At 61.4% G+C, this 21,778-nt stretch carries 22 protein-coding genes and 1 pseudogene; 16 read left to right on the top strand and 7 right to left on the bottom strand.

Features of this window, described 5'->3' with window-relative positions; translation table 11 throughout:
• Nucleotides 1-2 precede the first annotated feature (2 nt).
• The 3 genes from V3B25_RS00755 to V3B25_RS00745 are packed head-to-tail and all read left to right on the top strand — an operon-like array spanning nt 3 to nt 4,591.
• A complete protein-coding gene (locus tag V3B25_RS00755) occupies nt 3-2,648 on the top strand; it encodes a DEAD/DEAH box helicase family protein (protein WP_006375715.1) in 2,646 nt (881 codons plus the stop codon).
• 13 nt (nt 2,649-2,661) lie between these two features.
• On the top strand, nt 2,662-3,729 hold the full coding sequence (locus V3B25_RS00750; RefSeq protein ID WP_006375713.1) for a Shedu anti-phage system protein SduA domain-containing protein: 1,068 nt from the start codon (nt 2,662-2,664) through the stop codon (nt 3,727-3,729).
• A gap of 49 nt (nt 3,730-3,778) precedes the next feature.
• Nucleotides 3,779-4,591 (top strand): abortive infection family protein, encoded by an 813-nt coding sequence (locus tag V3B25_RS00745; RefSeq protein ID WP_006375711.1) that lies wholly within the window; start codon nt 3,779-3,781, stop codon nt 4,589-4,591.
• Nucleotides 4,592-4,606: 15 nt separating this feature from the next.
• On the opposite strand, the gene V3B25_RS00740 is transcribed toward V3B25_RS00745, so the two are convergent.
• Genes V3B25_RS00740 through umuD form a run of 3 tightly spaced genes read right to left on the bottom strand, consistent with a single transcriptional unit; the run spans nt 4,607 to nt 6,773 of the window.
• The gene (locus V3B25_RS00740; RefSeq protein WP_049400618.1) at nt 4,607-5,869 is read right to left on the bottom strand and encodes a Y-family DNA polymerase; all 1,263 of its coding nucleotides are present in this window, start codon (nt 5,867-5,869) and stop codon (nt 4,607-4,609) included.
• Between the two features lie 39 nt (nt 5,870-5,908).
• Nucleotides 5,909-6,310 (bottom strand): hypothetical protein, encoded by a 402-nt coding sequence (locus tag V3B25_RS00735; RefSeq protein ID WP_006375707.1) that lies wholly within the window; start codon nt 6,308-6,310, stop codon nt 5,909-5,911.
• A 1-nt stretch (nt 6,311) separates the two neighbouring features.
• Nucleotides 6,312-6,773: a translesion error-prone DNA polymerase V autoproteolytic subunit gene (umuD, locus tag V3B25_RS00730; RefSeq protein ID WP_006375705.1), complete on the bottom strand. Its 462-nt coding sequence runs from the start codon at nt 6,771-6,773 to the stop codon at nt 6,312-6,314.
• 229 nt (nt 6,774-7,002) lie between these two features.
• Between umuD and V3B25_RS00725 the strand changes: the two genes are divergently transcribed.
• The 4 genes from V3B25_RS00725 to V3B25_RS00710 all read left to right on the top strand — a co-directional run bounded on the left by V3B25_RS00725 (nt 7,003) and on the right by V3B25_RS00710 (nt 11,673).
• On the top strand, nt 7,003-7,722 hold the full coding sequence (locus V3B25_RS00725) for a hypothetical protein (RefSeq protein ID WP_049400617.1): 720 nt from the start codon (nt 7,003-7,005) through the stop codon (nt 7,720-7,722).
• Nucleotides 7,723-7,724: 2 nt separating this feature from the next.
• Nucleotides 7,725-8,102 (top strand): hypothetical protein, encoded by a 378-nt coding sequence (locus tag V3B25_RS00720; RefSeq protein WP_032971159.1) that lies wholly within the window; start codon nt 7,725-7,727, stop codon nt 8,100-8,102.
• 3 nt (nt 8,103-8,105) lie between these two features.
• The gene (locus tag V3B25_RS00715; RefSeq protein ID WP_080103076.1) at nt 8,106-8,696 is read left to right on the top strand and encodes a thermonuclease family protein; all 591 of its coding nucleotides are present in this window, start codon (nt 8,106-8,108) and stop codon (nt 8,694-8,696) included.
• Between the two features lie 64 nt (nt 8,697-8,760).
• Nucleotides 8,761-11,673, top strand: a complete 2,913-nt coding sequence (locus V3B25_RS00710) for a UvrD-helicase domain-containing protein (protein ID WP_049400616.1) — start codon at nt 8,761-8,763, stop codon at nt 11,671-11,673.
• 6 nt (nt 11,674-11,679) lie between these two features.
• On the opposite strand, the gene V3B25_RS00705 is transcribed toward V3B25_RS00710, so the two are convergent.
• Complete coding sequence (locus tag V3B25_RS00705; protein WP_006375657.1) at nt 11,680-12,252, bottom strand: hypothetical protein; 573 nt, start codon at nt 12,250-12,252, stop codon at nt 11,680-11,682.
• Between the two features lie 25 nt (nt 12,253-12,277).
• Entirely contained in the window at nt 12,278-12,559 is a 282-nt protein-coding gene (locus tag V3B25_RS00700; protein ID WP_032971158.1) for an ankyrin repeat domain-containing protein, read from the bottom strand.
• 183 nt (nt 12,560-12,742) lie between these two features.
• Here V3B25_RS00700 and V3B25_RS00695 point away from each other — a divergent pair, with 183 nt between their 5' ends.
• Together V3B25_RS00695 and V3B25_RS00690 are read left to right on the top strand one after the other, a co-directional pair.
• Entirely contained in the window at nt 12,743-13,441 is a 699-nt protein-coding gene (locus V3B25_RS00695; protein WP_158229329.1) for an ankyrin repeat domain-containing protein, read from the top strand.
• A 10-nt stretch (nt 13,442-13,451) separates the two neighbouring features.
• On the top strand, nt 13,452-14,066 hold the full coding sequence (locus V3B25_RS00690; RefSeq protein WP_006375655.1) for a relaxase domain-containing protein: 615 nt from the start codon (nt 13,452-13,454) through the stop codon (nt 14,064-14,066).
• Nucleotides 14,067-14,342: 276 nt separating this feature from the next.
• Here the strand turns inward: V3B25_RS00690 and V3B25_RS00685 are convergent, their stop codons facing one another.
• The gene (locus V3B25_RS00685) at nt 14,343-14,717 is read right to left on the bottom strand and encodes an HNH endonuclease (RefSeq protein ID WP_076739360.1); all 375 of its coding nucleotides are present in this window, start codon (nt 14,715-14,717) and stop codon (nt 14,343-14,345) included.
• A gap of 222 nt (nt 14,718-14,939) precedes the next feature.
• Here V3B25_RS00685 and V3B25_RS00680 point away from each other — a divergent pair, with 222 nt between their 5' ends.
• The 6 genes from V3B25_RS00680 to V3B25_RS00655 all read left to right on the top strand — a co-directional run bounded on the left by V3B25_RS00680 (nt 14,940) and on the right by V3B25_RS00655 (nt 18,928).
• Complete coding sequence (locus V3B25_RS00680) at nt 14,940-15,458, top strand: H-NS family nucleoid-associated regulatory protein (RefSeq protein ID WP_032971149.1); 519 nt, start codon at nt 14,940-14,942, stop codon at nt 15,456-15,458.
• Between the two features lie 2 nt (nt 15,459-15,460).
• A complete protein-coding gene (locus V3B25_RS00675; protein ID WP_006375651.1) occupies nt 15,461-15,838 on the top strand; it encodes a hypothetical protein in 378 nt (125 codons plus the stop codon).
• Nucleotides 15,839-17,022: 1,184 nt separating this feature from the next.
• The gene (locus V3B25_RS00670) at nt 17,023-17,457 is read left to right on the top strand and encodes a BLUF domain-containing protein (RefSeq protein ID WP_006375649.1); all 435 of its coding nucleotides are present in this window, start codon (nt 17,023-17,025) and stop codon (nt 17,455-17,457) included.
• A 93-nt stretch (nt 17,458-17,550) separates the two neighbouring features.
• Nucleotides 17,551-17,826, top strand: a complete 276-nt coding sequence (locus tag V3B25_RS00665) for a hypothetical protein (RefSeq protein ID WP_032971143.1) — start codon at nt 17,551-17,553, stop codon at nt 17,824-17,826.
• A 61-nt stretch (nt 17,827-17,887) separates the two neighbouring features.
• Nucleotides 17,888-18,361 carry a BLUF domain-containing protein gene (locus tag V3B25_RS00660; RefSeq protein ID WP_006375647.1) on the top strand — a complete coding sequence of 158 codons (474 nt, stop codon included), beginning with the start codon at nt 17,888-17,890 and terminating at the stop codon, nt 18,359-18,361.
• A 183-nt stretch (nt 18,362-18,544) separates the two neighbouring features.
• Nucleotides 18,545-18,928 (top strand): response regulator, encoded by a 384-nt coding sequence (locus V3B25_RS00655; RefSeq protein ID WP_032971140.1) that lies wholly within the window; start codon nt 18,545-18,547, stop codon nt 18,926-18,928.
• Nucleotides 18,929-19,024: 96 nt separating this feature from the next.
• On the opposite strand, the gene V3B25_RS00650 is transcribed toward V3B25_RS00655, so the two are convergent.
• Complete coding sequence (locus V3B25_RS00650; protein ID WP_139338727.1) at nt 19,025-19,234, bottom strand: hypothetical protein; 210 nt, start codon at nt 19,232-19,234, stop codon at nt 19,025-19,027.
• 147 nt (nt 19,235-19,381) lie between these two features.
• Here V3B25_RS00650 and V3B25_RS00645 point away from each other — a divergent pair.
• Nucleotides 19,382-21,611 (top strand): annotated as a pseudogene (locus V3B25_RS00645) (methyl-accepting chemotaxis protein).
• Nucleotides 21,612-21,778: the final 167 nt, after the last annotated feature.

Below are 21,778 nucleotides of genomic sequence, written 5' to 3'. Positions count from 1 at the left end.
CGATGGCTCTCTCCCTGAAGGTGTATCAGCAGCGGGCCCTGTCCAGCCTTGCTCAGTTCTTGGAAGACGCACGGTTGAGTGGTCCCGAATCTGCGTTCGAGAGGAACGTGGATCCGGGTCTGGTCACGAACTACAAGCCCATGCCGGGAATGGAAGCCACCCCTTACGTGTGCCTGCGCATACCCACGGGTGGTGGAAAGACCGTGATGGGTGCGCACATCATTCAAGCGGCAGGGGATACTTACCTGGAACGGACGTATCCGCTGGTCATGTGGATGGTGCCCACCACCCAGATCAAGACCCAGACGCTGGAAGCGTTCAAGGATCCCCGTCACCCCTACCGCCAGGAGCTTGATGAGGCTTTCGGTGGCAAGGTGGCGGTGTTCGATGTCGAAGACTTCACTCACATTCGCCCCGCCGATCTGGGCACGAAGGTTTGCGTGGTGATTTCCACGATGGCTGCCCTTCGCGTGGAGAACCAGGACGGCCGCAAGGTCTACGAGCATCACGAGGACTTGGAGACACACTTCGCCGGAAGCGTGTCCGATCTGCCTTATCTGGAGCAGAACGCAGCGGGCAAGGCCATCGCCTCGTTCGCCAACCTGCTTAAGCTTCACGGTCCGTTGGTCATCACCGACGAGGCGCACAACGCCAACACCCCGCTGTCCTACGAGGTCTACCAACGTCTGGGTGCAAAGCTAGTGGTGGAGTTGACCGCCACGCCGGAAGCTAGCAAGAGCAACGTGCTGGTCAGCGTCAGTGCCTTCGAGCTGAAGGTGGCCAACATGATCAAGTTCCCAGTCGTGCTCAAGGAGCATGTGGGGCAATGGGAAGCGGCGGTAGGCAGCGCTGTAGCCCGTCGCAACGAGCTGGGCAAGACCGCGCTTAATGAGCAGCCGGACTACATCCGCCCCATCCTGCTGATCCAGGCTGAGAACGCCAAAGGAACGGCCACTGTGGAAGAGGTCAATCGGCACCTCATCGATATCGAGAAAGTCCCAGAGAATGCCATCGCCATCGCCACCGGCGACCAACGGGAAATCGACGGCGTCGACCTGTTCGCCAAGGACTGCCCCATCGAGGTCATCATCACCAAGCAGGCCCTCAAGGAGGGCTGGGACTGTTCGTTCGCCTACGTCTTCTGCTCGGTGGCCCAGGTCAAGAGCGACAAGGACATCCAGCAGCTGTTGGGCCGTGTGCTGCGGATGCCGTATGCCACCCGGCGCAAGCAGGAGGCCATGAACAAGGCCTACGCCCACGTCACCACCACCCACTTCAACGTGGCGGCGGCAGAGCTGACCAAGTCGCTCATTGACATTGGCTTCAATCCGTTGGAAGCCGTGGGCGCCGTCCAGCGTGAACCGACACCTGGGCCTGGCTTGGGCCTGCAAGGCGGAGCGAATCCTGTCCCCACACCGCCCAAGACGACCGTGGCGGTCAGCAAGCCACCGGACCTGACCAACGTGCCCGAGCGCGACCAAGGCAACGTGGTGTTCGTGCCCTACGGGGAAGGCAAGGGCGGAACGGTCGAGATCACGGGGGAGGTGGATGATTCCACGGTGGAGGCGATCACTCTGGCCGCCCCTGCAAAGGAACGCGAGGAAGTTGCGGCCACCATCGAGCGTCACCAGATCGCTTCCAAGGCCGTCAAGGCTCCCAGCCAGAACGGGGCCGTTTTCAGTGTTCCCCGCCTTTGCGTCATGGAGCAGGGCGAACTGGAGTTCATCGAAAGCGGCGCGGTGCCGCCCGGGTTCATGTGGGATCTGCTGGCTTACCCGCCGGATCTGTCCAGCCTCAAGTTCAACGCCGACAGCCAGACCTTCGAAGTCGATCTGGTGGATGAAAAGGTCACCTACACCAAGATCGACGACGACGTGAACACCTACCTTCCGGGCTTTGCCAAGGACCGGACCGAGGCGGACCTGGTGGGGTGGTTGGACCAGAAGATCCGCGACCCAGCCGTGAAGCAACCCGTGTTGCGGGAGTGGGTGCGCCGGGCCATCAGCGGTCTGTCCCAGGACCGGGGCTTCTCCCTATCGCAACTGCTCAATGGCCAGTTCGTCCTCCGGCGCAAGCTGAGTGAGCAGCTCCAGCTCGCCAAGGTCGAGGCACTGAAGGACGGCTTCCAGCAGGCCCTGTTCGGCGATGCCGCCGAGGTCGTGGTCAGCGACGAGCCCGACGCGATGTTCACCTACCCGGCGGACATGACCCTGTATCCGGCGCACTCCTACTACCAGGGCGGCACCTACCGGTTCCGCAAGCACTACTACCCCTTCGTGGGCGACCTTCAGTGGAAGACCGCTGGCGGTAAGGTGGGCGAGGAGTTCCTCTGCGCCCAGGCCATCGACCAGCTGGACGAGGTGGAGTTCTGGGTGCGCAACTTGGTGGATCGCAGCCAGTTCTGGATGCCCACGGCCAAGCAACGCACCTATCCGGACTTCGTCGCTCGTCTCAAGGACGGGCGCCTATTGGTTGTGGAATACAAGGGCGGGGACCGTTACTCATCCGACACCGAGAAGGAAAAGCGGATGGTGGGCGAGCTCTGGGCGACCAAGAGCAAGGGCAAGGGGATCTACCTAATGGCCCAGCTGAAGGACGAGAAGGGCAACAGCGTCACCGAGCAGTTGAAGGCGGCAATCGGGGCTTAAGCGGGGAGGCGATATGGAAAAGCCAGGACAAGTCCAGAAGGTCGTCAGGAAGACGGCCAGCAGTGGCAAGGTGGACTACGCACCACCAGTTGTGCTCAATGAGACCAGCAAGAGCAAGCTGCACGCCCTGGCTTGGTTCATTCCACATAGCGATGGTCGAACCACATTTTCGCTGAAGCTCGAAGGTTTCGTGAAGGCGAAGGATCAGCCTTGGATCGAGGACAAGGCCAAGACCCTCACGTTGTCGGAAACTTCGTCCCTCCAGCTGCTCAAATACCTACAGACACATCTGCCCCTTGCCGCTCAGTCGGAAACAGGTGAGTTCATCTTAATTCGGGTGGCCAACGGCGAGGCCAACCTGACGGGCCACGATCCTCAAGAACTGGTGGGTGCCCTGACAAAGGTCCTGTCGCAGTCGGAGTTGCTGGGCCATTTGTCCAGCACTGAACTCACGCATGAGTTGAGCACGGCGCTGCGTGGGTCAATCCGTCTGAGCGAGATGCGATCAGCCGTGGCCGAACTGCGCTCCAATCTGGGAAGCGGTGAGGCAGGGGAGCAGACCTATCAGGCCTGGTGTGAGAAGCACTGTTGGGCGTTCGGAAATGCCTATGTGGTCCGTGACGAAGTCAGGGCCATTTCGACTGGAGACAACCTTGACCTGTTGTTGCCGAACGTGATCGCCGGCTATCGGGACATCGTTGAGTTGAAACGGCCGGACAAAGAGGTTCTGCTCTACGACGCCGCTCACAAGAATTATTACTTTTCGGCAGACGTTTCCCGGGCCATCGGCCAATGCCACCGGTATCTGGACATCCTCCACCAAGCTGCGAAAGATGGGCTTCTAGACCACAAAGAGGTGGTGGCCTATCACCCCCGCGCCACGATTGTGATTGGCCGATCGCACGGATGGACCGACGAACAGCAGCGTGCACTTCATGGGCTCAATCGCCGTCTCCACGGCATCTCTGTAATGACCTACGACCATCTGCTGGCTCAAGGCGAGCGCCTTATTGAAATGATGAGCCCCGCAGAGGGTGCTGATGCGGAGTCGGCGGTTGAGGAGGACGATATCCCATGGTGATCATTCGCCGAATCGTCGGGACCTTTCCTAGAGCCTTGCGAAGCCACCCATGTCCAGTTTGAGTCCTCGCGAGAAACGGAAACTTGAAGATCTGTTCGGCATGAGCAGTGGTTACGTCCTCGATTTTTCGAACAATTCTTTTGCTCGGTTCTTCGAAGAGGAGGTTAATCGAGACATCTATGGCGGGGCATACAGTGGCAATGGCTCGTCCAAAGCCAACCACCTGCGCAGCTTCTGGACCAGAGAAGATGACTCGTTGGTGGGGCGGGTCATCCACGGACTGCTAGAGCACTGCCGGGACACCGGGCATTCGGCATTGGAGCGGCAGGCACTCTTCAGGGATTGCGAAGCCATTGCAGCGCGACTGGCGCAAGCCAAGCCGGTGGAGGACATCGAGGCCATCGATGGCGACACAGAAGACTTCCAGAAGGTGGCTAAAGCCGCCAGGGAGTGCTTCGAGCGTAACGAGCCAGAGCAAGGCTTGGATCGGCTACATACGTTCCTGGTCAAGTTCCTTCGCAAGCTTTGCGAGGAGCACGGCATCCCCAGGGACCGGTCGGTGCCATTGGGTGGCCTTATGGGCGCCTACGTGAAGCGCGTCAAGGAAGAAGGTCTTCTGACTTCCCAGATGGCAGAGCACATCCTGAAAGGCGCGACCACGATCTTCGGTCAATACGACTACGTGCGGAACAACCACACGATGGCCCATGACAATCCGGTGCTGGCATACGACGAGGCACTTCTGATCGCCAGCAACGTCGCCAGCACGGTGCGCTTCATCAAGGCCTGCGAGGAGAAGTGGAAGCTCGCACGGCAGCAAGAAGAAGCGGCTGCTGCCGAGGACTTGGAGATCCCGTTTTAGTCGTCTGGCGAGTTGCTACCGCACCCGCACAAGTTGATCCCAGCGAGTGGTGTAAGCCGGCGACAAGTTTTTCTGGTTCATCGCCCACACGGGCTTGGCCAGCGCTGGCCCCTTCGATCGCCAAGCCGAGGACGCCATGCCCATGGTGCCCCGGCCGAACTTCGCGTTGGCCTGGTCCATGACCTTCATGAGCGCTTGCGAGCGGGGGTCGATGCCGGCGAACAGGTCGCCCTGATGGACGTCGCCGTGCGTGAGGTCGAGCAATCCCACGCCGGCTTTCTTGTAGCGGTAGCCGTCCTTCCACATGGCGTTGGCTAACCCTTGCGCCACCAACAGCACTTCGCGGGTGTCACTCGTCGGCCCGATGAAGTTGAAGGCCTTGCTGGGGTGATACTGCGCCGCGCCGGGCTTGAAGGGGTTGGTGTTGAGCCACACCCACACCCCACTCGCCTGGAGCGAGCGCGACCGCAGCTTTTCACACGCCCGCTGGGCGAACGTGGACACGGCTTGCTGGAGGTCATCCAGCGAAGTGACCTCTTGGCCGAAAGAGCGCGACACAACGATCTGCTGCCGCTCCGGTTCCACTTCCTCCAGGTCGCTGCACACCACCCCCTGCAGCTCCCGCTGGGTTCGGGCCAGCGTGACCCCGTAACGGGCCCGCAGGGTGTCGGGATCGGCGCGGGCCAGGTCGGCCGCGGTGAGGATGCCTTCGGCGCCCAGCTTGGCCGTGAGCTTGCGCCCCACGCCCCACACGTCTTCCACCGGATAAGTTTCCAGCTCGGGCGAACCGGGGAGGGCGGTGACCACCCCGTGCGACGTCTTCTTGGCCAGCTTGTTGGCGAGCTTTGCCAACGTCTTCGTAGGACCGATGCCCACGCAACACGGAATGCCCACCCATTGGAGGATCTGGGCACGCGCTTGCCGGGCCATCGCCTCACGTTGTTCCGCCGGCACACCGTCGAACGTCACGAACGATTCGTCAATGGAGTAGACCTCCACGCGCGGGAACCACTCCCGCAGCACCGACACCACGCGACCTGACAGATCACCGTAGAGACCGAAGTTGGCCGAGAAGATTCGCAGCTGCCGCCGGATGTGGGGCGGCACCTCGTGGATGGGCTGGCCCATCTTCACGCCCAGATCCTTGCACTCTTGGCTGCGGGCGATCGCGCAGCCGTCGTTGTTAGACAAGATGCACACCGGCTGGCCGCGCAACGACGGGTTGAAAACCCGCTCGCAAGACGCGTAGAAGTTGTTCCCGTCCACCAAGCCGAACACGTCAACGTTCCCTCTGATCCATGGAGTGCCAATGGCGCATCACGCCTCTTGGACGATCGACACCCCAGCCAGTGCGTCGCCGTCGTTTTCGCGGCGCCGCACCTGGGAGAGCACCCCCTCGAACCGTTCCAGTTCGCCCTCATCGGTGGCGGCCCGCCGGTAGGTGTCCCCGTCGTCGAGCACGTCCACGACAACCGCCACGCCGGTGCCGTCCTCGGCCAGGGTCACCTGACTTTCGTAGATGCAGGTGCCGGTCCAGGAGCGCCAGCAGCGCAGCGTTTCCCCGTCCAGCCACACCGCCCACCGGTCGTCCATGTCGCGCGGCCAGAGGCCCTCGCGCAGGCGCGCCAGATCGTCGGCGGTGAAGGCATGGCCACACCGGATCGGCCAGCGGGGCCCTTCCATCGGTTTGAGCTGGCTCCAGCGGCTTGCATCGTCCATGTCAGCGCCTCCATTGCTTGCGGAAAGACCAGGTCACCACGCCCCACACGTCGAGCTCCACGTCCTCCGGGACGACGATGGGGGCGTTGGCAGGATTGCCCGAATGGAGCTCGTAGCGCCCGGCGCGCAGCCGCAATTGCTTGACCGTGAAGCCGCCTTCCCAACACACCATGACGATGTCCCCATGGCGGGCGGTCAGGGAGCGATCCACCACCAGGGTGTCGCCCGGGAAGATCCCGAACTCGACCATAGACGTGCCCGTGTCCGCTTCAACGTAGAACGTGGCCACCGGGTTTCGAACGACCCGCTGGTTGATGTCCAGCACGTCCTGCGAGCCGTAGAAGTCTTCAGCAGGCGAGGGGAAGCCACACGTGGCCCGCACCGGCAGCAGGAGCAGCGGCAGGGGAGTCGCGTGGAGGTTGGCGGGGCCCAGGTAACCGGGCGGAAGCGTGGTGTCGAGCATGGCGGAAGTCTCTACAAGTCAGAATCACCCGGTGAGACGCACCGGGGAGACAGGCTAGCTCCGCCTCCAGACCCTCGTCATTTAGTATTTCGCTGAACGGGCCCAACCCCTTGTCACTGCGAGGGTGGGGCAAGGCGTGAAACCGATGTGGCGCCGGTCGCGGGCGGTTCCACGCGCAGGACTGGACCGCCTCGGGTATGCTCCTTCGGCGGGGTAAATCGGGGAATCTATGGCAAGGCGTAAGGGCCGCGGGAGGCGGCACTACAGCAGCTACGGCAACTATGTCGTCTCCCAGCGCAGGGAGCTGACCACGGCGTTCGGTGGCATCGACCGGGATGTGGAGCGCCTGTTCCTGGCGCTGGATCCTTATTCGCTCGAATTGTTGTTCCAGGCATACGCCAGCCACTACGGCGGGTCGGCCGGTGCTTACGCCCGAAAGACCTACCCGAACTGGCAATCGGGAGCGGTCCGAATGAGCGGCGAGGTGGCCGAGCGGTTGCTCAACCTGCTTCCACCGCGGCTGCCGTATTCGGTGCGCTACGATCTGGTCAAGAAGCTTCGGAATGCGAACTTCCGGCCCATGACCCGTCATGTTCGCACCACCCAGGAGCGGTGGAGGGAGGATTTGCGACCCGCGATCGAAGAGGTGGTCGCGCACGGGGAAACCGCCAGCCTTTCCGATCGCTTGAAAGGCCGGGTTTCATGGTTGGCCAACGGGGACGTTGCCGCAGCCGAGGCGTTGATGTCCGAGGCCATTCGCGAAGAATCGTTGAGCCGGCTGGCCTATCTGAAAGTGGAGTTTCAGCGGCTGGACGCGATCATCGCCCAGCTCGGCGAATACCAGACGGCGGTGACCCACGCCATCGAATTGCCCCAGGGAAGCATCCAGGTGCACATCGCCATTCCGAAAGTGTCGATGTGGAAGAAGTTCACGAATTGGTTGGGATGACAATGAGCAACGATTTGACGAAAAAGCAGAGCGGCACGGGATTGAGCACCGAGAGTGGGCGATTCCGCCAGGACTTGATCAACCAGCTGACACCCGAGCAGCGCAAGGAGCTGGCCTTAAAGGCCGGGCAGGAGCAGTTGGATCTGGATAAGTCTGATGCCGATGCGGTGCGCCGATTCAACGCGTCGTCCGTGGAAATGCAACGAGATGTCCAAACTGCCAAGGATTTGAATGCTATCGGCTCGGATTTCACGATGGAAAATTCTTACAAGACCGCCAGCGGTGAAACGCGGATCAAGGTGACGAAGAACAACAACACCGTCTGGATCGTGGGATTGGTCGTCATTGCAGTCGTCTTTTTCGTGCTCTTCTCGCGCTGAACCATGACCCGCAAGGTCGTTGTTCACTCCAATGCCAAACGGTTCGTCCAAGTGATTGCCGTGGCGATTCTTGCTGCGGCCACCCTTACCGGCCTAAAGAAAGCATCGCAGTGGTGGCGGGCGCCTCCGGAGGTCGCGGAAATATCGGATACAGCGCCTCCCGCTTCTCTGCCGGCAGCAGCCAATATCCTGGTGGGCCGCAGCTCGGTTATTGACGCTGACACGTTGGAAATTCATGGCACGCGGATCCGCTTGGAAGGCGTTGATGCTCCCGAGGCCAACCAACGGTGTGGGTCGGAATCGCAAGATTGGGCCTGTGGCCAAGAAGCGGCCATGGCCCTTAGCGATTGGATTGCAGGTCGTCCAGTGACCTGTCATCCAAAGGGCGCGGATCGATACCAACGGGTCTTGGCCCGTTGTTTCGTCGGTAATGACGACTTGCAGGCATGGTTGGTGAGCAACGGGTGGGCGTTGGCCTACAGGCAATATTCCGCGGATTACGTGGCGGCCGAGCAACATGCAGAGGCCACGCGGGCAGGAATGTGGCGAGATGACTTTGTTCCGCCTTGGGAGTGGCGGAAGCAGCGCCGCTGAGTGCCCGCTTCATGGGTGAATTCAGCTAGTAAGGGTAAGCATGCCGACATGGAAGCCATCGCGATTGCGAAGTGCCCTGTTCAAGGGGGACGACTGGTTGTTCTCGTCGGATGGAGAAACATTTACCCTCTCTGCCCGCGGGCACGTCCCTTTCAAGGGGTCACTTGTTCTCTTACAGGCGTTCGCCTACCGCCGGAAGAATGCATTTCCCGCCACGGGGGAGTGTAAGTTCGTCATTTCAGGGGAGCGAAGAGATCAACTGCTCGGCGGCTTAAAGCCGGACCAAGCGGAGGAGCTAAAACGCTTTCTCGACCAGCATGTTCCAGAGAGCATCGCCGCGCACGCCCTAAGGGGACAGAAGGCACTCAACGAATGGCAGCGCGGACTTAATCGGCGCCTGGAGACGGATGGCTTTATTGAGCCGGCCACCGTAGAGAAGGTTAGGGACAGCATTCCTTCCCCCATCATTGCTGGACTCCCGACATGGGGGGCGCTGTTCAACCACCCCCAGTTGAGTCCAGCGAGGGAGCGATTCAACTCAAGCTTTCCCTTGCTGGGAATCACGCCATCGTCCTACGTGGACCAAACGGTAGAGCGGCACAATCGCCAAGTCTTCGATAGGGCGCTCCAGCGCTGGTCAAGCGCGTTGAGAAATCAGTTGGAGAGCCGAGGCTGGATCGGCCGTCGAACGGCGGCAGCGATGTTGAAGGGGAGCATGGTTCCCCAGTGGCCGGCTCGCGCATGGCGAGATGTTGCCCCGCCCGAATATCAGCCGTCCGCGGAAGCATGGCTTGAAGCCTCAGTAGCGGCGCACAACGCCGCTTTTGAGGCGCACCAGATGGAGGCCAAACGCTCGTTCTTCGAGCGGGTGGAGTCCAACCCCCTGACCGAGGAGCAGGCCAAGGCAGTGGTCTGCATGGACGACGAGCTGCTGGTCGTGGCCGCCGCGGGCTCGGGCAAGTCCTCCACCATCGTGGCCAAGGCTGGCTACGCGCTGGAACAGGGATTGTGCGCGCCGGAAGACATCCTGCTGTTGGCGTTCAACGCCGACGCGGCAGAGGAGTTGCGTCAGCGCATCGCCAAGCGGTTGGGCCACCTCGATGGGGCTGATCGCATCGCTGCCAAGACCTTCCATGCGTTCGGACTGGAAGTCATCGGCGCGGCGACGGGGAAAATGCCCACCCCGGCGCCTTGGTTGAGCAATGGCAAGGACGAGGCTTTCATCGGCCACTTGGTCGATGAACTTTGTGCCGAGAATCCGACGTTCGCGGCGCAGTGGGATCTCTTCCGATTGCTCTACTTCAAGGACGTGGGGCGGTGGGACGCGCGAGAAGAGCCGGAGGACTACGACCCGGAGAGCCAGCGAAAGCGTGGCTTTCGCACGCTGCGCGGGGAGATCGTCAAGAGCAAATCGGAGCGCCTGATCGCGGACTGGTTGTTCCTCCACGGCGTGAACTACCGCTACGAAGAACCGTATCCCCACGACACCCGCACGGCCACCAAGCGGCAATACCGCCCCGACTTCTACTACCCCGACATCGACGTCTTCCACGAACACTTCGCGCTCAACGCCAAGGGCGAGGCGCCTCCAGCCTTCAAGGATTACCTGGAGGGCGTGCATTGGAAGCGGCAACTCCACCGCGACCAGGGCACCCGGCTGTTCGAAACCACCGCCCATGGTCTGCGCACCGGGGCCGCCCTGGCCGCGCTCAAGGACCTGTTCAAGTCCAGGGGCATCGACCTGGTGTTCGATCCTGACCGCGTCCCTCCGGACAATGACCCGGTGTCGCCACAAGCCATCGCGAAAGTCATGCGCGTGTTCCAGCAGCACATGAAGGGCTCGCGGCAGACGGTCGAGCAGGCCCGTGAACGCATCGGCACATTGCCGGGCGCCTTCGTGCCGCGCATGGAGTTGTTCCTCGACCTCTACGAGGCCGTTGCCCTGCGCTGGGAAGACCGTTTGGCCGCGGAGGGGCTGGTGGACTTCGACGACATGCTCAACCAGTCCGCCGACCACATCGTTGCTGGCCGTTTTCCCTGCGGCGTCAAAATGGTCTTGGCCGACGAGTTCCAGGACACTTCCCGCGCACGAATGAGGCTGCTCCAGGCGATCGTTGACGCCAGCGGTGCGCAGTTCACGGCAGTAGGCGATGACTGGCAGAGCATCTATCGGTTCGCCGGCGCCGACTTGGCGATCATGTCGGGGTTCCAGATGTCCCACCCCCATGCCGCCATCCGACACCTTTCCCAGACGTTTCGGTGCCCGCAGTCGTTGTGCGATCTCACGTCGGAGTTCGTGTCCAGGAACCCGATGCAGTTGGTCAAGAAGGTCTTCACCAGAAACCCATTGAAGGGCCCCCGGGTGAGCGTGGTTGCGCTGCCAACTGTGGAAGACATCCCCGGACGTTTGAAGTCCAACATCCAGTCTCTCTACGACAAACTGCCGGAGCCTACCGACGGGAAGCCGCTGCGCTCCATGCTCGTTCTGGGGCGCTACAGAAACGACAAACCCAAGGAGCTGGAAGCGTGGCGTCAGCGGTTCGGGGACAAGATCGACCTCCGGTTCCTAACCATCCACCGGGCCAAGGGGCTGGAAGCCGATTTCGTGGCATTGCTCAACGTGGTGCAAGACACCCTGGGCTTCCCCAGCCAGGTCCAGGACGATCCCATTCTCCAACTGGCCATGCCCGAGCCGGAGATGTTCGAGTTCGGCGAAGAGCGACGACTGTTCTACGTGGCCCTCACCCGTGCGAAGCGTTCGGTAGTGGTTTACACCACCCAGCACCAACCTTCCCAGTTCCTGGTGGAGCTCCAGGCAGATCACGGCGTGGAAATCGTAAGGACGGAAGGGGAGCCTGCGGAAGCCTGCCCGGTGTGTGGTCAGGGCGTGCTGGTGGAGCGCGTCAATCGTGCGACCAAGGAGGTGTTCCACTCCTGTAGCAGGTTCCCACGTTGCCCACCGACCAAGGAAGACTGAAGTGGGTCAGGGCGCTTGAACGGGTCGGAGCAACTGGCGGTCGAGAAGATCCAACAGAGCATCCGCAACATCTGCGGCGGCCACCGCCCAATCGTTGTCTTCTCCGAAATACGTCTCCTCCAGCGGGTCTTCCTTGCCGCCATGGAAAAGGTTGTTTCTAACGCGTCGCATCGCAACGACCAAGGCTTCGGCGTCGTTATGGGGCAGGTTGACGGGCTGGTAGGTCGCCCGTGGTCGGCCCGTCTGGTCAAACTCAATGCGCTCCCTTTTCGGCCGATTGCGTGGTGGAGCAAGCAGCTTTCTCTGAGTGGGAAGGGGAACGAGTGCGACGAATGCTTGCCCCAAGCGCGCCACCGCTCGATCCACCTTGTTCCAGTCCACGTCTACCACGGGAACGGGGGCAGGTGCTGGCAAGGCGCTGAGACGCACATCGATCTCGAATGAGCCGATCTTGAACACCTTCCAGATGGGCGGTTTTGGGGTCTTGGTCTGAAAGAATTCGCTAGTCTGCTTAAGCTGGAACTCAAGCATTCCGAAGGCTTTCAATAGCCGATAGGCTTTGTCGGGTGATACGGGCATGGACTCATCTTAGTCCAGCTTCCTGCTACCACGCAGCCTCCCGCGGCCGCGCTTGCACGTGACGATACGCGACCAAGGTCTTGGCGCCCATGTTCCGGGCCTGGGCCAACTTCGTGCTCACCAACCGATCAGCTCCGCTGTCCAGCAACGCCCGAACCGTTGGTGCGTCAGCGGTCAGCAGGGCGACGTGGAACGGCGAGTAGCCACGGGCGTCGTGCGCGTTGGGTTGGGCCCCGCGCCCGATCGCCAGGTCCACCTGGGCGGGGTTGCGCTGTCGAATTGCAGCGAGTAAGTCGGTGTTGGCCATGCGTCCTCCTGACCCACTGATTTTCCGCTGTAGCGGAAACGCGCAAGGGGAGGGTGACAGTTTGGCAAACTGTCGTGCAACCCCAGCATTTTTTCGCTTTAGTCAGTAAAGCCCTCTGGACAGAATGTCCCTTTCTGCTTGCATGGATCTGAAGGGATACAAATGTATTCCATGGGGGCTGACATGAATTTCGTGGCAAGTATCAAAAAGGGTGTGCGGGGATGGTTAAAGAATTTGCGTGACCCACCAAATCTATTTCAAGAGCCGATCTGGAAGGTTCGCGTGGAGTTCCTTGTATTGACGCTGCTGTCTCCAATCCTGATCCCCCGCTATGTCATTGAGAAACGCATGGGTAAATGGAGGAGACATCGCCGGATGCCACCCATCTTTCAGCTATTCGAGCGCGAAGGAGGGTTCCAGCTGAGGGAGCTTGAGCAGTTGATTGCAGATGGCGCTGATGTGAACGCTCGGGAGCGAAAAGATGGAAAAACGCCACTTATTTTTGCTGTTATGCAGGACAGTCCATGGGAAGAAAATGGGCGAAGGTGGCTCGAGGTTTGTCGCGTGCTGCTCGAAGCTGGCGCAGATCCGGACGCGGATTACGACTGTGGCGAGATAAGGCGGTCACCAATCTATTTCGCCTATCTGGCGGGCAACGTGGAGCTGCTCGACCTGTTGTTGCAGGCAGGGGCCAATCCGCGTTCGAAGGCTTGGTTGCAGTTTGTCAATGCAGAGCCACGTCCCGATGCGTGGCTCGAACAGCAACGTCCGCAAATACGCGATCGCCTATGGAGATGGGAAACGGAACAAGAGGCCCTGCGTTTGGATGCGACTCTCCCTGGCGCAACGAAAGCCGTTCCGAATAGTAGGGCACGGTTATGAGGGTGATCCCATGAACCTGCAACTCACCTGCCTCTGCCGGGAGGACGTGTTCGCCGATGGGTTCGCCTTCGCAGAACTGCTGGAGGCGCCCTTGGCCGCGTTGCGCTGGGGTGGTGCGTGGTTGACCCAGTTGAAGCCCGGTGGGCCAGTGACCGAGGAGGCCATGCGGCGCTTCGCTATGGGCCAGGATTTCGATGGGCAGCCGCGGTTGTGGGAAGGCGAGGGCCACCACGCCCGGGCGGCGGGCTACCGCGTTTCGTTGCGCCTGCCAAAAGGGTTCGCCGCGCTGCTGGATACCGACGGCGAGGAGAGGGCACGGCTACAGGCTGCCCACCGCCATGCGGTTGACCAGGCGCTGTCGTCCCTGCCGTTCCAGCGTGATCACCGGGTGCTCTTCGTTGCATCCGATCGGTTGGAGGATGACTGGACGCACCACTGGTTGTTCGCCATCGCATGCGCACCGAACGGAAAGTGGGAACGGCTTGCGCTGAGCTTGCGGTTGGCGGCCAGCGAGGACGCTTATACCCACGCCATGGGGGCCTTCATGGAAGCGTTGCTGGAGACCAAACGATTGGAGCGCTTCTTCCGCCCAGCCCCCGTGGGCCGACTGAGGCAGAGGCTGTGACGCTGACGTCCAAGCCTCCCTTGACGGCCGTGCTGCCGAAAGTGTCCCTTTCTTCAACCTTGCGCCAGGCATTGGCCGCACGCGCTAGAGCAGCCGGGGTGAGCGAGAGCGAAGCCGTGCGCCAATGGCTCACCGCCTACCTTGCGCGCCCCCCGCTGCTGCGCTCTCCCGTTGCCGGCCGCAGGGACGACCGCTTGCCGCCTATCCGGGCTTCCCGAGACCTGGCCGACCGCGCCCGCCACGAGGCGCAGCGGCAGCATGTGAGCGTGGCGGAACTCATCCGTCGGGTGGTTGCGTTCCACACGTTCTGAGGCGCAACTTGGCCACGCTCGGCGGGTGCCACTTCCCCTTCGCCAGGCGATTCTGCACGAAGGCGCGGTAAGCCTCGGGGGAGGGCGGCGATTTGCGTTTGTGCCGGCGTGTGTTGCAGAGCCAGCAGGCGGCAGCAATGTTGCCGGCCACGTCCTTTCCGCCCTCTTGCTGGGCCACCAGGTGCTCGGCGGTGCAGCGAAGCGGCGTGGCCGTTTTGGCGCGCAGGCCGAACGGCTTTAGTTCATCGGGAGAGGCGTTCCACATCGGCACGCTGCAATAGCAGCACCGGCCCTTCTGGGCGAGGAAAGCCTCGGTTCTCAACCGTTGGAGGTTGGGCATGCTTAGATCTCAAAAGACAGGAAAAACCATCCCGTCGTCGCTTGTGCGATCGAATCGGGACCTGTTGCCTTGAGCTAAGCAGGCAATACGCCGGGGGCATTTCCCCTCGCGGCAAGGGAGTTATCGCGCCCCAGGCTGGTGGGTGTCAAGATGGGGCCCATTCGGGTGGCCATGCCCGGAGCGATGGGCTATAACCGTTGGATTCCCGACCGGAGTGCTCCTTTGGCCCTGACTACCCTGAAATCCCTTAACGCCGAAATCAAACAGCTCGAAGCCCAGAAGAAGCTGGTGGAGAAGCGCGACGGCGAGGTGCCCAAAGCCCTGGCGGTCCTGCAGAAGTATGCGAAGGTCCTCAGTCCGGCCCAGCGGCGGCAGGTGGCCAAGCTCATCGGGGAAACGATCGACGCCAAGCCGGCGCGTGCCGCCAAGGCTGCCCCGGGACCCCGAAAGGGCCGCAAGCTTGGCAAGGTGGCGCCGAAGTATCGCCTCCCAACCGGTGAGACGTGGGCCGGTCGGGGTTTGGCCCCCAAGGTCTTCACCGCGTGGGCCAAGTCCACCGAGGGCAAGGCGTGGGCTCAGGCCAACCCCGGAGCGAAGTTCCCGTCGGCTGATGGGACGGTGAAGAAAGCTCCCGCCAGGGTGGCCAAGAAGACGGGCAAGCCGGTGAAGAAGGCCGCCCAGAAGGCCGTCAAGAAACTTGCGAAGAATGCCGTCGCCAAGAAGGCCAGCAAGAAGGCCTGATCATGCGCGGCCTGTTCCCCAAGAAGAAGAGCCGGCTCTCGCCCCAAGGCAAAGCCATTGCGGCCGCCCACGTGCTGCTGGACAGTGCCGAGGGCCGATTGGACGAGAAGGCCGCCGGCAGGCGCTTGCGCGAGGAAGTGGGCCTTCAATGGTCCTACCTGACCTGCATCCAATGCCTGTCAGGGCAAGAAGCCTTGGCGGCCATTGAATCGCTGCCCAAAGGGTGGCAGGACAACGGGCGCACCCAGGTGCACCTGTTGGGGGCTGCCGTCATGGCGGCGCACACGGGAGCCAACCTGCGTTCGGACGGCAGCTCGCTATGCGCCAGCTACTTGCGATCGCCACACGACTTTCACGCCACTGTCACGCGGTTGTGGTGATCTCACCCCAAGCGAACAGGAGATTGCTGAGCGCCAATGGCCCGGGCGCCTTGACTTGCTGCCAACCCGCGGGCCTGTAGGATCCCATCATGGAGCTACTTTTGCCTCTTGCTATGGTTATCTTGGCCTGCGCAACTGGTCTGGCGCTGCTCCAACTTGTAATCGCGCTCTTCAAGGCGCTGTCCTGCCGGGAATGGTTGCGCCGCAGGAGAGCGAAATGATACGTTCGTTTCGCCACGCCTGCCAGAGGACTCGCGCTTGGCACAGCCCCACAGCGACATCGATTTGGGCCGGAGTCCGCTATTCGTTGACGGGCGACACCGGCTATTTCAGGTCGCACGTGGATGGCGTTTGTCTCGCGTGCACCGGGGGGGGATGAATCGGCGGAGCAATGAGCGCTTCGGCTGAGCCTGGCGGGCCGCCAAAGGATTTAAGCCCTACACAGCCCGCTCGGTTTGTTTCGCTTACAGATCGGCCGTTTGTGGTGCGGTGAGCCCATCTACCCGGACGGCCGAAATGAAGGGCGGCGCGCAGGCGTTGCCCTCACCTCTGCCGCTGTCGGATACTGATCCTGTCCATCGTTCGTAGCTCGCAATTCGCGCCGCCCACGGAGCCACAAGAGGGGCGAATCGATCAATCAGGCCAACAACGAGCAGCCCGATGATACGTAGCAAGCTTGCTCACAGACGCGTTCTCGCCGAGGGCGGACCGATTCTGGTGTGGTTGACCTCGTTTAAAGATCATTACGTATTTACCGCCAGTGGCATCGGATTGTCTGGAAAATACGGTGTGGCGCTACGGCAGGACACGAAAGCAAGTCGGAGAGCCCTCGAAGCGCGCTTTGCGGGGTCGAAGTTTCACGAAGTGTTCGTGAGCGATGTGCCAGCTTCGGTGATCAGTGTCAACCGGTCTCTGACGTCGGCTGGGCCGCGAGACGGGATATTCTTCCTCTGCAACACAGAGGTCGTCCAAGCCGCGGTTCTCGCGCACCTCGGGGCCGTGATCCCTAGCGAGGTCATCGCTCTTGCAGCCAACTTGAGTCGGGGACGGGGCTAGCCATGGTGCACTCTTAAAGGTTCAGGAATAGCGCAACTGAAAACTGAAATTCAAGCTGGCCTGCGTTTTGTACACAGCTGATCCACGTTGGCCGGCTTGCACTGGTGCCGAGTGAAAGGTAGCCCGTAATGTCTAAGTGTGCGGTGGTGTTCGTAAGCGCGGCTGTGGAAGAGATCGGTGAGGAGCGCTTGCCCGAAGTCATGCGTGCAGGCCGAGAGTTCAATGCCAAGTGCGGCTCGCGTGCAGTTGTATGCTTCGACGGCAGCAGGTTTTTAACATATTTGGAAGGCACAGCGAGTGCGGTGGCTGCGAGCTCCGTTTACACCCAGTCCTTCACCCTGCATACCGAAATCGTTGAGCTGGCGCGGGGATCCATCCAGCAGTTGCGGTTCCCTGCGCATGCATTGCTCTTCCTGCGGATTTCAGAAGCCGAGCTCAAAGCACTGATGAGGTCGAACTGGGTGAATTTCTCCCAACGCTTCGGAGGGAAATTCATCCCAGAAACGGGGATGGAGCGGCTTGCCGCATTGGTCGGCAATCGTCTCGATGACGTTCCGCAGTGATGGGTAACGGATTTCCTCTGTAGGCCGCCCGATTCACGTTGCACAGTGGAAGCAGGGGAGTCATGAATTTGAGGCATTCGACAGGGGCATGCCATGCGGTTGGAATTTACTCACAGCCACATCTACCCAGGGGCCACCGCGTCCCTGACAGGCGAGCAGGCTGAACTGGGCGAGAGAGCCACCTGCTTGGTCGAGCTCAGTGACGGCGTGGTCCTCTCGACCAGCTGTCTGATTCAAGGGGGGGAGATCATGCTATTCATGCCGGACTACCTGACCGCCCGTGGGGCAAAGATTCCGGCGAAGGACTGGGTGCTGCGGAAGGATCTGGAAACAGGCGCCTGGAAGGCAAAATCAAAGGTTGCCGTGTAGCACTTGTTGCTCTTCCCGACCCGTCAGGTTGTTGGGTCTGAAGCAATCTTAGGAGCGTGTCATGCCAAACCGTGCGGTGGTTTTTGTGAGTGAGGCCAGCCCCTACCTTAGCCTTGGGCGGCTGGTTGAGTTGATAGCCGACGCGGAGCGGTTCAACAGACAGGCCGGCGTGACCGGGGTGACCTTGTACGACGGGGCCCGGTTCCTGTCCTACCTGGAGGGTCCACCGGATGGCCTTCGCGTTGCCTACGCCAGGGCATCCGAAGCGCGCAGCCACCTGAACTTCATCGAGTTGGCACGCGGGCGTGTCTCGCAACGTCGGCTGCCGCGGTGGCCTATGCGGCTGTTTTTGGCCAAGGAGGGCCAGCTGCAGAGCATCGCGATGGCAGACTGGGCCAGCTTCTCTCAGCGGGGCGATGCGGACGCAATGAATGCAACGGCGATGGATCTCCTTGTGCGCTTCACGGGAGGGCCGTCTGCCTCAGTCTACGTGGGGCCCCTCTCGAAACCACTCAGCGAAGGGGAGGCGAAATGAACATCGTGGCGACTGGTCTGTCACCCGGCGGAAGGATGCTGGGAGCTCCTCTCGCGCTCCCGATGAAGCGTTGGCAAAGCTGAGCAGATTCCGTCTGCCGAAAGCAGAAGTCGTCCCAACTAGCTTGAACCAGCTGCTGACCGTGTGGAAAATTTGACCCGACCTTGTGGAACGGCAATCCACATGAACGTTCTCTTCGTGGACATTGAAACCTCCATCTGTGAGGTGGTTGGAGTCGAACTAAGAGAGCTCGGCTATGACGTCGAATGCTTGGAATTCAGCTCAGGAGCCTTGCGCGCAGCGCAAGCGGGGCACGTCGACGTCGTCATTCTGGATGTGCCCGCCAGCCCTGACGCCCGGCGCAGTGCATACAAGTTGGCAGACGAACTTCGGCGCGATGGCATCGCTGTCTTCTTTACCTCCACGCTTCATCCGAACGATGTGATCAGCCGGCACCGGGATCGGGGTGTTTTGTCCAAGCCCTACGGCGTCAAACAGATCGCTTCCTGGATCGAGGCGCTTGGCAAAGATTGCAGAGGCGAACCGGCAGGCGCGCACGTGCGCTAGCTGACTGGCAACATGCATCCGCCCTTTGGAGTGCATTGGACCGCAAGCCTTCCTCTTTACAGTGGATACGCTGGAAGCGAACGTCGCTGCTGCCCATCAATGCGCGCTACTTGCATCATCAGAAGCACTGTCGTTCAGCACCGTCACTTTCAAGACGGCGACCAGATCGTTGTCCTGCAGACAGCGTTCAAGAACTGGCTCCTGAATACGTCGTTCGCCATTGGATTTCCCGACTCCAGCAATCGGCCGCTTTCTGATCGAGCGGAGCAGGCCAAGCGCGCTGTTGGCCACGGCGAGCGAGATCAAAGGCCACAGTTACCAGGAGGCCTTCGTCAGGTCTCCTTTCGCCGCGCTTATCTCCATTCATAGCGCGTTGAGTGCTTCAAGCCACGGCGACGCCGTGTTCTTCCTGTGCGCCGAAGAAGCCACGTCGGAAGCATCTCCAAAAAACTGATGCTGGCATTCGCCATAACGACCAGCATGACCTTGGCGTTGGGCATCTTCACTATTGTCCGCGCGTCACATTCGAAGCAGGAGTTGTCCAGGATTGAGTCCGTCTGGGCGCCTGGCAGCTATGCCATCGGAGAGATGCGTGCGCAGTTCGGCGATCTCCGCATCTACGAAACCTCCCAGGTCAGCGAAGCCACTTCCGCTGAGGCCGTCAAGCAATACGAACAGCGGATCGTGGCGGGCAAGGCCAAGATCAACGAGCTGGTGAAGCAATACCTGCGGTCCTTCGCCGATGGCGAAGATGCCGCGTTGTTCAAGCCGGTCAGCGCTGCGTTGAGCGATTACTTTGTCATCCACGATCAGCTTCACGCTGCGCTCCTCGCTGGCGATGCCGAGGCCGCGCAGACGATCTCGGTGACAGAATCCAGGGCAAAGCGCGTGGCGCTGTTCGACGCCATGGAGAAAGTCAGCGAATACAACCTTCGCGGCATGAAGGCTGAACTCGCAACCAACGCAGCAAGCCTCAACAACCTGATGTCGATCACAGGCTTGGTCTTGGCGGTGCTGTACTTGGTCGCAAGCGTGCTGGGGTGGGCGATCAGCCGTTCGGTCACCCGGCCCATTGGTGAGGCGTTGCCCGCTATCCGCAGCGTGGCCAATGGCGACCTCAACGTGCGAACCGACTACCAGAGCCGCGATGAGGCGCGCCAGATGCTGCTCTCCCTCCGTCAAATGGTTGCCACCTTGGAGCGTTTTTCGAACGACACCAAGGTCATGGTCAAGCTTCACGAGGCCGAAGACATCTCGCACCGGATTCCGGAGGACCTGCCCGGTGTCTACGGCGAGCTGGCCAAGGGCATGAACACAATGGTGTTCGAGCACCTTGAGGCCATCCTGGATGCCATCCAAGTGCTCAACGAGTATGCGGCCGGTGACCTGCGGCGTGACGCGCGACGCCTGCCCGGCTCCCGGGCGTGCTCCACGAATCGATGGACGCTGCCAAAGCAAGTCTGCTGGCGATCAACACGGAGATCAAGCGGTTGGCAGTGTCGGCTGCCGACGGCGACTTCTCCGCCCGCGGTAACACGTCTGCGTTCCAGCACGACTTTGAATTGATGGTTTCGGACCTCAACCGTCTGATGGAGACAGCTGACCACAGCCTCAGCGCCGTCTCCACCTTGCTTCAGGCCATTGCCTCTGGCGACTTGACCCACCGCATGGAAGGCGACTTCCGCGGCGTCTTTGCGACGATGAGCGAAGACGCTAACGCGACCGTGGCTCAGCTGACCGATATCGTCTCCCGCATCCAGCAGGCATCCACGGCAATCAATACCGCGTCGACGGAAATTGCCGCGGGCAATGGCGACTTGTCGCGACGCACCGAACAACAAGCGGCCAACTTGGAAGAGACGGCGGCGTCCATGGAGGAGCTTACCTCCACCGTGCGCCAAAACGCCGAGCATGCACGCCAGGCCAGCGAGTTGGCCAGAGTGGGGCCTCGCGCGTGGCCGGGCAGGGCGGTGGAGTGGTCGGGAAAGTAGTGGAGACGATGGGGGGTATCGAAGCCTCGTCGCGCCGCATCGGGGACATCATCTCCGTGATCGATGGCATTGCTTTCCAGACCAACATCCTCGCACTCAATGCGGCCGTGGAGGCGGCTCGAGCCGGGGACCAGGGTCGAGGGTTCGCCGTGGTGGCCTCCGAGGTGCGCACGTTGGCACAGTGCTCTGCCTCTGCAGCCAAGGAGATCAAGGGGCTAATCGAGGACTCTGTGGCCAAGGTCGCTCAAGGATCGGCGCTGGTTGACCAGGCTGGCCAGACGATGTCTGAGATTGTCAGCTCGGTTGAGCGCGTGTCCAACGTCATTGGTGAGATATCTGCCGCCTCTCAGGAGCAGGCGTCGGGCATCGAGCAAGTGAACCAGGCTGTTTCTCAGATGGACGAAACGACCCAGCAGAACGCCGCGTTGGTGGAAGAAGCGACCGCCGCTGCCCGATCCATGGAAGACCAGTCGGTACAGCTGGCAACCGCCGTCGCGGTCTTCAAGGTGAATGAACGCGCGCAGGGAAAGACGCCAGCCACGGCCAGTGCAAGCTTGACCAAGCCAGGTGCTGTGGACGGCTCCCGCCTTTCTCAAACCGCCTACGCGGGCAAGCCAACCCCGCCGAAGGCATTGCCAGCTCGTCCCGCACGGCAGGTATCTGCGGACGCAGCGCACTGGCAGGAGTTCTAACCGCCCTTCCAAGGCCAGTGCGAACGCATGGTCGCTCGCAGGGCATGGTTGACCGAAGTTGCCGCTGAAGTCACCGTGGGTGAGGCCGCCTGGATGGCGGCCTCAGACCCGCAAGCGCGCCGAAAGCTCGGCGCCTTGCGCCGTGAGGCGGCGAGGCGGCAATGGCA

The sequence above is a fragment of the Stenotrophomonas sp. SMYL8 genome (genome assembly GCF_036320065.1).
Classification (GTDB): Bacteria; Pseudomonadota; Gammaproteobacteria; order Xanthomonadales; family Xanthomonadaceae; genus Stenotrophomonas; species Stenotrophomonas maltophilia_A.
This window is presented reverse-complemented; position numbering and strand designations above follow the sequence as displayed.

What these genes read in the sequence shown, in the direction of transcription:
- V3B25_RS00700 (WP_032971158.1), bottom strand. Translation starts at nt 12,559, where the DNA reads ATGGCCAACACCGACTTACTCGCTGCAATTCGACAGCGCAACCCCGCC.
- V3B25_RS00735 (WP_006375707.1), bottom strand. Translation starts at nt 6,310, where the DNA reads ATGGACGATGCAAGCCGCTGGAGCCAGCTCAAACCGATGGAAGGGCCC.
- V3B25_RS00745 (WP_006375711.1), top strand. Translation starts at nt 3,779, where the DNA reads ATGTCCAGTTTGAGTCCTCGCGAGAAACGGAAACTTGAAGATCTGTTC.
- V3B25_RS00720 (WP_032971159.1), top strand. Translation starts at nt 7,725, where the DNA reads ATGAGCAACGATTTGACGAAAAAGCAGAGCGGCACGGGATTGAGCACC.
- V3B25_RS00725 (WP_049400617.1), top strand. Translation starts at nt 7,003, where the DNA reads ATGGCAAGGCGTAAGGGCCGCGGGAGGCGGCACTACAGCAGCTACGGC.
- V3B25_RS00695 (WP_158229329.1), top strand. Translation starts at nt 12,743, where the DNA reads ATGAATTTCGTGGCAAGTATCAAAAAGGGTGTGCGGGGATGGTTAAAG.
- V3B25_RS00665 (WP_032971143.1), top strand. Translation starts at nt 17,551, where the DNA reads ATGCGGTTGGAATTTACTCACAGCCACATCTACCCAGGGGCCACCGCG.
- V3B25_RS00690 (WP_006375655.1), top strand. Translation starts at nt 13,452, where the DNA reads ATGAACCTGCAACTCACCTGCCTCTGCCGGGAGGACGTGTTCGCCGAT.
- V3B25_RS00715 (WP_080103076.1), top strand. Translation starts at nt 8,106, where the DNA reads ATGACCCGCAAGGTCGTTGTTCACTCCAATGCCAAACGGTTCGTCCAA.
- V3B25_RS00670 (WP_006375649.1), top strand. Translation starts at nt 17,023, where the DNA reads ATGTCTAAGTGTGCGGTGGTGTTCGTAAGCGCGGCTGTGGAAGAGATC.
- V3B25_RS00660 (WP_006375647.1), top strand. Translation starts at nt 17,888, where the DNA reads ATGCCAAACCGTGCGGTGGTTTTTGTGAGTGAGGCCAGCCCCTACCTT.
- V3B25_RS00705 (WP_006375657.1), bottom strand. Translation starts at nt 12,252, where the DNA reads ATGCCCGTATCACCCGACAAAGCCTATCGGCTATTGAAAGCCTTCGGA.
- V3B25_RS00685 (WP_076739360.1), bottom strand. Translation starts at nt 14,717, where the DNA reads ATGCCCAACCTCCAACGGTTGAGAACCGAGGCTTTCCTCGCCCAGAAG.
- V3B25_RS00675 (WP_006375651.1), top strand. Translation starts at nt 15,461, where the DNA reads ATGCGCGGCCTGTTCCCCAAGAAGAAGAGCCGGCTCTCGCCCCAAGGC.
- V3B25_RS00755 (WP_006375715.1), top strand. Translation starts at nt 3, where the DNA reads ATGGCTCTCTCCCTGAAGGTGTATCAGCAGCGGGCCCTGTCCAGCCTT.
- umuD (WP_006375705.1), bottom strand. Translation starts at nt 6,773, where the DNA reads ATGCTCGACACCACGCTTCCGCCCGGTTACCTGGGCCCCGCCAACCTC.
- V3B25_RS00750 (WP_006375713.1), top strand. Translation starts at nt 2,662, where the DNA reads ATGGAAAAGCCAGGACAAGTCCAGAAGGTCGTCAGGAAGACGGCCAGC.
- V3B25_RS00655 (WP_032971140.1), top strand. Translation starts at nt 18,545, where the DNA reads ATGAACGTTCTCTTCGTGGACATTGAAACCTCCATCTGTGAGGTGGTT.